Annotated in this window: 7 protein-coding genes, 19 tRNA genes and 1 riboswitch; of the genes, 23 read left to right on the top strand and 3 right to left on the bottom strand. The window is 44.2% G+C overall.

The features are described 5' to 3' along the window. From FFM66_RS07990 to FFM66_RS07885, 22 genes are all read left to right on the top strand, one after another. Positions 1-74 (top strand) — tRNA-Arg (locus FFM66_RS07990). A 15-nt stretch (positions 75-89) separates the two neighbouring features. After that, a tRNA-Pro gene (locus tag FFM66_RS07985) sits at positions 90-163 on the top strand. A gap of 14 nt (positions 164-177) precedes the next feature. Beyond that, positions 178-250, top strand: a tRNA-Ala gene (locus tag FFM66_RS07980). A 32-nt stretch (positions 251-282) separates the two neighbouring features. Next, positions 283-356 (top strand) — tRNA-Met (locus FFM66_RS07975). Between the two features lie 19 nt (positions 357-375). Beyond that, positions 376-449, top strand: a tRNA-Ile gene (locus FFM66_RS07970). A 21-nt stretch (positions 450-470) separates the two neighbouring features. Then, a tRNA-Ser gene (locus tag FFM66_RS07965) sits at positions 471-560 on the top strand. A 74-nt stretch (positions 561-634) separates the two neighbouring features. Then, positions 635-708: transfer RNA gene (locus tag FFM66_RS07960), tRNA-Met, on the top strand. Between the two features lie 42 nt (positions 709-750). Further along, positions 751-827 (top strand) — tRNA-Asp (locus FFM66_RS07955). A 1-nt stretch (position 828) separates the two neighbouring features. Beyond that, positions 829-899 (top strand) — tRNA-Gly (locus FFM66_RS07950). Positions 900-911: 12 nt separating this feature from the next. Continuing rightward, positions 912-985, top strand: a tRNA-Ile gene (locus FFM66_RS07945). A gap of 32 nt (positions 986-1,017) precedes the next feature. Continuing rightward, positions 1,018-1,105: transfer RNA gene (locus tag FFM66_RS07940), tRNA-Ser, on the top strand. Positions 1,106-1,114: 9 nt separating this feature from the next. Then, positions 1,115-1,186 (top strand) — tRNA-Glu (locus FFM66_RS07935). A 12-nt stretch (positions 1,187-1,198) separates the two neighbouring features. Beyond that, positions 1,199-1,288: transfer RNA gene (locus FFM66_RS07930), tRNA-Ser, on the top strand. Positions 1,289-1,363: 75 nt separating this feature from the next. Beyond that, positions 1,364-1,437 (top strand) — tRNA-Met (locus FFM66_RS07925). A gap of 41 nt (positions 1,438-1,478) precedes the next feature. Then, positions 1,479-1,552 (top strand) — tRNA-Asp (locus FFM66_RS07920). A 5-nt stretch (positions 1,553-1,557) separates the two neighbouring features. Then, a tRNA-Phe gene (locus tag FFM66_RS07915) sits at positions 1,558-1,630 on the top strand. A gap of 14 nt (positions 1,631-1,644) precedes the next feature. After that, positions 1,645-1,715, top strand: a tRNA-Gly gene (locus tag FFM66_RS07910). A 14-nt stretch (positions 1,716-1,729) separates the two neighbouring features. Continuing rightward, positions 1,730-1,803, top strand: a tRNA-Ile gene (locus tag FFM66_RS07905). A 26-nt stretch (positions 1,804-1,829) separates the two neighbouring features. Beyond that, positions 1,830-1,901, top strand: a tRNA-Glu gene (locus FFM66_RS07900). Positions 1,902-2,003: 102 nt separating this feature from the next. Then, positions 2,004-2,082, top strand: a riboswitch (SMK box riboswitch). Beyond that, positions 2,080-3,276 carry a methionine adenosyltransferase gene (gene metK / locus FFM66_RS07895; protein WP_048603720.1) on the top strand — a complete coding sequence of 399 codons (1,197 nt, stop codon included), beginning with the start codon at positions 2,080-2,082 and terminating at the stop codon, positions 3,274-3,276. It overlaps the preceding riboswitch by 3 nt. A 129-nt stretch (positions 3,277-3,405) precedes the next feature. Then, positions 3,406-4,884, top strand: coding sequence for an MDR family MFS transporter (locus FFM66_RS07890; protein WP_137605552.1), 1,479 nt, complete (start codon positions 3,406-3,408; stop codon positions 4,882-4,884). Positions 4,885-4,895: 11 nt separating this feature from the next. After that, positions 4,896-5,678 (top strand): alpha/beta hydrolase, encoded by a 783-nt coding sequence (locus FFM66_RS07885; RefSeq protein ID WP_137605551.1) that lies wholly within the window; start codon positions 4,896-4,898, stop codon positions 5,676-5,678. Between the two features lie 52 nt (positions 5,679-5,730). On the opposite strand, the gene mnmM is transcribed toward FFM66_RS07885, so the two are convergent. The 3 genes from mnmM to FFM66_RS07870 are packed head-to-tail and all read right to left on the bottom strand — an operon-like array spanning position 5,731 to position 7,907. Continuing rightward, complete coding sequence (gene mnmM / locus FFM66_RS07880) at positions 5,731-6,285, bottom strand: tRNA 5-(aminomethyl)-2-thiouridylate-methyltransferase MnmM (protein WP_137605550.1); 555 nt, start codon at positions 6,283-6,285, stop codon at positions 5,731-5,733. After that, positions 6,279-7,244 (bottom strand): tRNA modification radical SAM protein MnmL/YtqA, encoded by a 966-nt coding sequence (gene mnmL, locus FFM66_RS07875; protein WP_048603724.1) that lies wholly within the window; start codon positions 7,242-7,244, stop codon positions 6,279-6,281. The genes mnmM and mnmL overlap by 7 nt, the downstream gene beginning before the upstream one ends. Positions 7,245-7,259: 15 nt before the next feature. Beyond that, positions 7,260-7,907 carry a phosphatase PAP2 family protein gene (locus FFM66_RS07870; RefSeq protein WP_137605549.1) on the bottom strand — a complete coding sequence of 216 codons (648 nt, stop codon included), beginning with the start codon at positions 7,905-7,907 and terminating at the stop codon, positions 7,260-7,262. A gap of 344 nt (positions 7,908-8,251) precedes the next feature. Between FFM66_RS07870 and FFM66_RS07865 the strand changes: the two genes are divergently transcribed. Further along, positions 8,252-9,132: glucosaminidase domain-containing protein (locus FFM66_RS07865; protein WP_137605548.1), on the top strand; the 881-nt coding region annotated here is incomplete at its 3' end.

Genomic DNA, 9,132 nt, shown 5'->3' with positions numbered 1-9,132 from the left:
GCGCCCATAGCTCAACTGGATAGAGTGTTTGACTACGGATCAAAAGGTTAGGGGTTCGACTCCTCTTGGGCGCGTTAATGAGTTAATAACGGGAAGTAGCTCAGCTTGGTAGAGCACTTGGTTTGGGACCAAGGGGTCGCAGGTTCGAATCCTGTCTTCCCGATAAAAAAGAAACACGGGGCCTTAGCTCAGCTGGGAGAGCGCCTGCTTTGCACGCAGGAGGTCAGCGGTTCGATCCCGCTAGGCTCCATATCGTTTGTATTAATAGCGATAAACTATTTTCGCGGCGTAGCTCAGCTGGCTAGAGCGTCCGGTTCATACCCGGGAGGTCGGGGGTTCGATCCCCTCTGCCGCGATTGTTTTTTTTAAGAGCCTGGACCTTTAGCTCAGTTGGTTAGAGCAGACGGCTCATAACCGTCCGGTCGTAGGTTCGAGTCCTACAAGGTCCATTAATGGCATTGTAGTCTTGTGGAGGATTACCCAAGTCCGGCTGAAGGGAACGGTCTTGAAAACCGTCAGGCGGGTAAAACCGTGCAAGGGTTCGAATCCCTTATCCTCCTTTTCTGATCTTTCTTGTGTTACTATGAAAGTATCGGCAATTCGTAAGCGAAAGCAAACGAAATAATATTATTATCGCGGGATGGAGCAGTCTGGTAGCTCGTCGGGCTCATAACCCGAAGGTCGTAGGTTCAAATCCTGCTCCCGCAATTCTAACAAGATTTTCTTGTTAGCTTAATAAAAACATATTCTGGTTTGGTAGTTCAGTTGGTTAGAATGCCTGCCTGTCACGCAGGAGGTCGCGGGTTCGAGTCCCGTCCAGACCGCCATGCGGGTGTAGTTTAGTGGTAAAACCACAGCCTTCCAAGCTGTTGTCGCGAGTTCGATTCTCGTCACCCGCTTGTTTTTATTAAGGGCCTATAGCTCAGCTGGTTAGAGCGCACGCCTGATAAGCGTGAGGTCGATGGTTCGAGTCCATTTAGGCCCATTTAAAATCAGAATAACTCATTTTTGGTTTTTGGGGAAGTACTCAAGTGGCTGAAGAGGCGCCCCTGCTAAGGGTGTAGGTCGGGAAACCGGCGCGAGGGTTCAAATCCCTCCTTCTCCGTTTTAGCATGGTCCGTTGGTCAAGCGGTTAAGACACCGCCCTTTCACGGCGGTAACACGGGTTCGATTCCCGTACGGATCATTACTATTTTTTGGAGGATTACCCAAGTTCGGCTGAAGGGAACGGTCTTGAAAACCGTCAGGCGGGTAAAACCGTGCAAGGGTTCGAATCCCTTATCCTCCTTTTCTGATCTTTCTTGTGTTACTATGAAAGTATCGGTCAATTCGCAAACGTATGTGAGCGAAATAATACTATTATCGCGGGATGGAGCAGTCTGGTAGCTCGTCGGGCTCATAACCCGAAGGTCGTAGGTTCAAATCCTGCTCCCGCAATTCTAGCAAGATATTTTTGCTAGCGTAATAAAAACGTATTTGGTTTGGTAGTTCAGCTGGTTAGAATGCCTGCCTGTCACGCAGGAGGTCGCGGGTTCGAGTCCCGTCCAGACCGTTTTTGGCTCGGTAGCTCAGTTGGTAGAGCAATGGATTGAAGCTCCATGTGTCGGCAGTTCGATTCTGTCCCGCGCCATTAATAGCTTGTTTGCGGGTGTAGTTTAGTGGTAAAACCACAGCCTTCCAAGCTGTTGTCGCGAGTTCGATTCTCGTCACCCGCTTTTGTTTTTATTATGGGCCTATAGCTCAGCTGGTTAGAGCGCACGCCTGATAAGCGTGAGGTCGATGGTTCGAGTCCATTTAGGCCCATTATTAGTAATAAAATATTTTTTATTGGTCCGTTGGTCAAGCGGTTAAGACACCGCCCTTTCACGGCGGTAACACGGGTTCGATTCCCGTACGGATCATGCACTTAAAGATACTGATTGGTATCTTTTTTTATTTACCCAAATTTCTTGGGAAACTTTCTATTAAAACGAGCAAATCGGGGAAAAATCTGCTATACTTGCTTACGTTGCAAGTTCCCGAAAGGATTCGTCTGTACGAAGATGCCTTGTAACCGATAATTTATTAGGGGGAATCACCATGTTAGAAAGAGAAAGACATTTATTTACTTCGGAATCAGTTTCAGAAGGACATCCGGATAAAGTTGCGGATCAAATCAGTGATGCAATTTTGGATGCATTATTGGAAAAAGATCCAATGGCCCGTGTTGCCTGTGAAACGTCTGTTACGACTGGTTTAGTTTTGGTTTTTGGCGAAATTTCAACGTCTGCGTATGTGGATATTCAAAAAATCGTGCGAAAAACAATCAAAGATATTGGCTATACCCGAGCAAAATTCGGCTTTGATGGAGACACAGTAGCCGTTCTGGTGGCAATTGATGAACAATCACCGGATATTGCACAAGGGGTAGATACAGCAATGGAAGCCCGAGAAGAAAAAAAGGATCTGCTAGATGAAATCGGAGCAGGAGACCAAGGATTGATGTTTGGGTTTGCGGTGGACGAAACACCGGAATTAATGCCATTACCGATTGCATTGAGTCACCGTTTAGTTCGTCGTTTGGCAGAGTTGCGTAAATCAAAGGAATTGCCTTATTTGCGGCCTGATGCAAAATCACAAGTCACCGTTGAATACAACGATCAAGAAGAGCCTGAGCGCATTGATACCGTGGTTATCAGTACCCAGCATGATGCAGCAGTGGCTAATGAAACGATTCATCGGGATGTCATTGAAAAAGTAATCAAAGAAGTGATACCTGCTGAATTATTAGATGATAAAACGAAATATTATATCAATCCTACTGGACGTTTTGTAATTGGCGGACCACAAGGAGATGCTGGTTTGACTGGTCGTAAGATCATCGTTGATACGTATGGCGGTTATGCACGTCATGGAGGCGGTGCTTTTTCTGGAAAAGATGCCACGAAAGTCGATCGTTCAGCAAGCTACGCTGCTCGCTATATTGCCAAAAATATTGTTGCGGCCAAACTGGCGAAAAAAGTTGAAGTTCAATTAGCCTATGCAATTGGAGTGGCTCAACCAGTGTCGATTTCCATTAATACGTTTGGCACGAGTCAGGTAGCAGAAGAAAAATTGATTGAAGCAGTGCGGAAGAATTTTGATTTACGTCCTGCTGGAATCATTGAAATGCTGGATTTGCGTCGTCCAATTTACCGACAAACGGCAGCATACGGACATTTTGGTCGTACAGATATCGATTTGCCATGGGAACACACAGATAAAGTGGACGCCTTACTGGCAAGTGTGAAGGACTAACGAGGCGACCTCTATTGACAAACGTCGATAGAGGTCCTTTTTTTATGGATCAAAAACAGTTGATTCATTCAAGGCATTCAGCGGAGCGTGGGAAAGAAGGCAACTGGATTTTTTGAAAGGAGACAAAGAATGGAGAAAAAAACAAATGTGACATTGGTAACGGTGGCGGTTTTTGTTGCGACTTTTATGACAGCTATTGAGGGAACGATTGTAACGACTGCAATGCCGACGATTGTTGGTTCCTTGCATGGGATTGAAATTATGAACTGGGTTTTTTCAATTTATTTATTAACGAATGCCATGTTGACACCCATCTATGGGAAGCTGGCAGATAAAATAGGTCGTCGTCCGATTTTTATTTTTGGCACCCTGCTGTTTATCATTGGTTCTGCTTTATGCGGATTTTCCAATGATATGTTGACGTTGATCATTTCTCGTGGGATTCAGGGAATGGGAGCCGGGGCAATGATGCCGGTGGCCTTAACGATCATTGCCGATATGTATACGATGGAGAGACGGGCAAAAATATTAGGGTTAAATAGTACAGCTTGGGGAATTGCCAGCGTGGTGGGTCCTTTGGCTGGTGGATTGATTGTTGATACGATTGGCTGGCATTGGATTTTTTTCATCAATGTACCGATCGGGTTAGTGCTGATTGGAATGATCTGGTTTTATTTGGTGGAGCCAAAGCACAAGGTTCAGGCAAAAAAAATGGATGTCGCTGGCAGTTTTTGTTTGATGGTCGTGTTGTTGACCTTACTTCTAGCTTTCCAACTATTGAGTGATCACGGGGGAACGTGGTTGGTGGCGGGGTTATTCTTGCTTTCCATTGTAAGTTTGGGCTTCTTTTTAGTTGTCGAAAAAAACGCCGAAGATCCGGTAATTTCTTTGTCATTGTTTAAGAGTCATTTATTTATAGTGGTCAATAGTGTGGCAGCGTTGGTCAGCGGATTTTTGATGGGAATTGATGTCTACATTCCCATGTGGATGCAAGGCGTCCTGGGATTGAACGCCGGCATTGGTGGACTTGTACTGGCTCCTTTATCATTGCTGTGGTTGGTGGGCTCCTTTTTAGCTAGTCGCTGGATGACACGTTACTCCATCAAAAAAACGCTATTGTTTGGGCTGACCATCACTTTAATCGGTGCGATTTGGCAATTTTTGATTCCAATAGACAGCAGCTGGCTTTGGTTCTTTGGAATTTCTTCTATAATAGGAATTGGTCTTGGAGCAACAACAGTTACTTGTACGGTTAGTGCTCAAAGCAGTGTTTCTCATGAGATGTTGGGTGTTGCTACCTCCTTCAACACGTTGGTACGAACGATTGGTCAGACAATCATGGTTTCCGTTTTTGGTATTTTACTGAATACGATTTCTACTAATGAATTACAGCAAACCCAGCTTTCCACTGATCCGGATATTATGAATAAATTGGTCAATCCACAAACGGCAAAATTATTGTCGGAAGAGTTGTTGCAACCGTTACGAAAGATTTTATATGATGGTTTGCATGGGGTTTTCGGTACGGGACTGCTGCTGGTAGTTCTTGCCTTTGTTTTGACTATTCTTGTGAAGGAAAAATCTGTTACAATAGAACAAAAAGGATAAGGTGATGGGAAATGGCCTTTTTACAAGTTAGTATTTATTCAAATGTTTTGGAAATGGAAGTTGGATTAAACGTAATTTTACCTCAACGAACAGAGAAAATGATTGGCACCAGTACGGAGGGCAGCCTTGAAGATCTGCCGGTATTGTATTTGCTGCACGGTATGGGGGGCAATCAGAGTGTGTGGGGGCGGCGGACGTCTATCGAGCGCTATGTTGAAAATCTTGGATTGGCGGTCATCATGCCTTCAACAGATTTGGCTTGGTACACGAACACGCAATATGGAATGGATTATTGGACGTTTATTGCTGATGAACTACCGGCGATTTGCCATGAGCTATTTCCTCAGCTTACATGGAAAAGAGCCAAAACTTTTGCGGCGGGATTGTCGATGGGGGGATATGGTGCAGTCAAATTAGGGTTGAAAAGACCACACCAATTTGCCGCCATTGCCTCCCTTTCTGGAGCAGTTGCTTTGGCAGAGGAACCGGAAAGTTTATTAAGCACTCGCAACAAAGCGTATTGGGAAGGGGTTTTTGGCCCGTTGGATCAATTAAAGGGTTCAGAAAATGATCCGATACAAATGTTGGTGGAGTGTCCCGCTGAAGAGGCGCCAAAATTCTTTTTAGCTTGTGGAACAGAGGACTTTTTGTATACTTCCAATCAATATTTTGTCAAGCAAGCACGAGGCAAAGGTTTGGATGTTACCTATGAAGAAGGTCCCGGTGAACACAACTGGATTTTTTGGGACCAATGGATCCAACGGGTCTTGACTTGGCTGCCGTTAGAAAATTAATTCTTTTTGTTGCTAAAGAAGAGCTGACAAATCTGCTAGATTTGTCAGCTCTTTATTTTTTTTCGATACAAAAAAGAATCGGTGGTTGATTTTTTTGATTGATAAATTGATAACGTAAAACAGAGTAGTCTTCTTGAGGCAACTGCTGACAATACTCGTCAACCGCTGTCAGTTCCTCTTGTCCTCCAGCATGTCCGTAATAAGCAACGATAATCAGTCGACCATGAGGCAGTAAGAACCGCAGCAGTTGGTCAAAGGCTGATTTGGTGGTATCTGGTAGGGTGATGACTGACTTGTCGCTGTTTGGCAAATAGCCAAGATTAAAAATAGCGGCCTTGATGGGGGCGGCTAGGTATTTTTCTACATGCTGATGGCCGTCTAAAATCAATTCTGTTCGGGAAGTCAACTGGTTGTCAGCCAGCTTTTTTTTGGTTGCAATCACAGCTGCTTCTTGAATATCAAAAGCATAAACTTTTCCAGTTTCCCCCACCAGTTGGGCTAGAAAAAGGGTGTCATTGCCGTTGCCCATGGTGGCGTCTACTGCGTAATCCCCGGGCTGTAGAATTTCTTTTACTAATTGGTGACTAAAACGCAAGGCGCTTAACATGAAAGGACACCCTTTCTGACATCAAACTTACCTTGGAAGGAATCCCGCCGCAGCATTTCTTGATCGATGGCATTGAGAACTTCCCATTTTTTCAAGCTCCACATCGGACCAATCAACGAATCCCACGGTGCATCTCCAGTCAGTCGATGGATGATAATTTCTGGAGGAATCATTTCCAATTGATCACAAATGACCTGCACATAGTTTTCTCGCGTCATTAATTGTAAGCGACCTTCGTGGTAATCCCGCAGCATTCGAGTGTTGCGCATCAGGTGAAGCAGGTGCAGTTTAATTCCTTGAATGTCAGAATCTAAAATTGTTCGGCGAACATTTTCCAGCATCATTTCCGAAGTTTCCCCGGGCAAGCCATTGATTAGATGGGTACAGACACGAATATTGTGGGCACGTAATTTTGCCACGCCATTTACATAAGTATCATAGTCGTGGGCGCGATTGATTGAGCGGCTGGTACTTTCGAAAGTTGTCTGCAAACCGAGCTCCACCCATAGATACAGCCGTTGATTTAATTCGGCTAAATACTCCACGACTTCTTCCGGCAAACAATCTGGACGCGTACCGACGGATAAGCCAACAACGCCCGGAAGATTGACCACTTGCTCAAACCGTTCACGAATCACTTCAATGGGAGCATGGGTATTGGTAAAATTTTGAAAATAGACAATGTATTGATCGACGTGCGGCCATTTTAAGTGCATCATGTCGATTTCTTTTTGAAATTGAAGGGGCAAGGGATCTTCCGGCGCAACAATCATATCTCCAGAACCGGAGACACTGCAAAAGGTACAGCCGCCATGAGCGACCGTTCCATCACGGTTGGGGCAATCAAACCCGCCGTCGATCGGCACCTTGAAAATTTTCCCGCCAAATTCCTGACGCAATGCGTAATTCCAAGAATGGTAACGTTTGTTTGGATCTTCTGTATAACTAAATGCTGACATGGTTGTCCTTCTTTCTCAGCGTTTTTTCTTAAAGGTTAAAATGACGCGGAATTTTTGGTACAGGGGATAGGTCAGAAAAAGCCAGCCCAGCCCAAGTGAATAGCCACCGATGATGTCACTAGGAAAATGAACCCCTAAATAGATGCGGCTGATCCCGATAGCCAAGATTATGAAACCTAAGAAGATGCGGGCGATCCAGCGGGCCGTTGTGCTAGTGAAAAGAGCAGGAACGAGAAAAATCAATGTACCGAATAAGACCATACTGCCGGTGGAGTGTCCGCTGGGAAAACTGTAGCTGTGTTCCGTGACCAAATGCAACAACGTTGGACGTTCCCGAGTGAAAACCAATTTGATTAAAGGATTGAGAATTCCGGCGATTCCTAAGACACCGATTCCCAGCCACGCGGTTTCAGCGTAGCGTTTGCCGATGGCGAGAACAATCAGAAAAGCCAAAGTTAAAATGATTACGGTGCTGGGATTACCAAATTTAGTGATCCAGAGATAAAAATCATTCCAATGAGGATAGGGGCTGCGAACCAGATCTGTTAAGACTGAATCGAATCCTGATACCCATTGAGGATAAAATTTAACGACATAGCCTAAAAAAACGAAGAGCAGGAGAAAACAACTGCCGATAAATTGCGTATATACTTTATTTTTCATAGAGGACTCCTTTGATGAGAATGAGCTTATTATAGCATTGCTTTTCCCGACATAAAAGCGGGGGAAAGGAAACTTGTTGCTAGGGAAAAAGAAGGGGTACTAAAATCTCCTGCTTTTTTGTCATGAAATTGCAATAATCTTCCTTTTGTTAAATAACCGTTTTTTTTCAGTGGTTCAGATAAAAAGCTGAAAATCACCCGTTTTCTTTTCAAAAGATAACGAAAAAAACGGAAGGTTACAGGCACTTTACAATTTACCAGAATGACCTTAAAAATCTTTTAATAAACCTTAAGAAACGGTATACTTAAACTAATAATACGAAATTTTTTTGGAGGAGTGACACAATGGAAAATATCTCAAGAAAAGAGCGGCGGAAAGCGGAACAAACAAGCGATATGTATCGCCACATGAAAAAAAGTGCAGCAATCGTAGGTACGACCCTGACAGCTTGTTCTGTTGTGACACCTTTTATGAGTCCGCTGCAAGCTGAGGCGACAGGAACGACAACAAACGCACAAATGGCAACCCGTAGTAATCCAAGTGCGTTCATTACAGAAATCGCTGCTCATGCACAACCAATTGCCAATGCGAATGATTTGTACGCTTCGGTGATGATTGCGCAGGCTATCATTGAAAGTGGTTGGGGAACCAGCACGTTATCACAAGCACCGAATTATAATCTGTTTGGAATCAAAGGCAGTTATAATGGCAACACAGTCTATATGAATACAATGGAATATTTAAATGGAAAATGGGTTACTATGAAGGAACCTTTCCGAAAATATCCTTCTTTTAAAGAATCTTTTGCTGATAATGCCTATACTTTGCGTAATGTTTATCTAGGCGGTGGCTATTACTATCGCGGTGCGTGGAAGAGCAATACTAAATCTTACCGTGATGCAACGGCATGGCTGACCGGACGATACGCAACTGCCCCTCACTATGCAAGCTCATTAAATAGTGTGATTGAAACGTATAATTTGACTCGATTTGATACACCAGCTAGCGGCAGTGCCGGGGGTGGTTCAAGTGCCGGTTCCAGCAATTCTGGTAATTCTGGTTCCTCCAGCTCTTCTGGTTCGTCAAGCAGTAACAATTCTAGCAGTTCAACGACCTATACAGTAAAATCTGGTGATTCAGTGTGGTTGATTGCTAATAAATACGGTATTACTATGAATCAATTGATTCAATGGAACAATATCAAGAACAACTTTATCTATCCAGG

The organism is Enterococcus songbeiensis, from assembly GCF_005405265.1.
GTDB classification, from domain to species: Bacteria; Bacillota; Bacilli; order Lactobacillales; family Enterococcaceae; genus Enterococcus_C; species Enterococcus_C songbeiensis.
The sequence above is the reverse complement of the archived record's forward strand: the minus strand, read 5'-3'. Positions and strand labels throughout refer to the sequence as shown.

Excerpts from the sequence above, each read along its gene's own strand:
- FFM66_RS07885 (WP_137605551.1), top strand. The coding sequence starts at position 4,896 with ATGGCCTTTTTACAAGTTAGTATTTATTCAAATGTTTTGGAAATGGAA.
- FFM66_RS07870 (WP_137605549.1), bottom strand. The coding sequence starts at position 7,907 with ATGAAAAATAAAGTATATACGCAATTTATCGGCAGTTGTTTTCTCCTG.
- mnmM (WP_137605550.1), bottom strand. The coding sequence starts at position 6,285 with ATGTTAAGCGCCTTGCGTTTTAGTCACCAATTAGTAAAAGAAATTCTA.
- metK (WP_048603720.1), top strand. The coding sequence starts at position 2,080 with ATGTTAGAAAGAGAAAGACATTTATTTACTTCGGAATCAGTTTCAGAA.
- mnmL (WP_048603724.1), bottom strand. The coding sequence starts at position 7,244 with ATGTCAGCATTTAGTTATACAGAAGATCCAAACAAACGTTACCATTCT.
- FFM66_RS07890 (WP_137605552.1), top strand. The coding sequence starts at position 3,406 with ATGGAGAAAAAAACAAATGTGACATTGGTAACGGTGGCGGTTTTTGTT.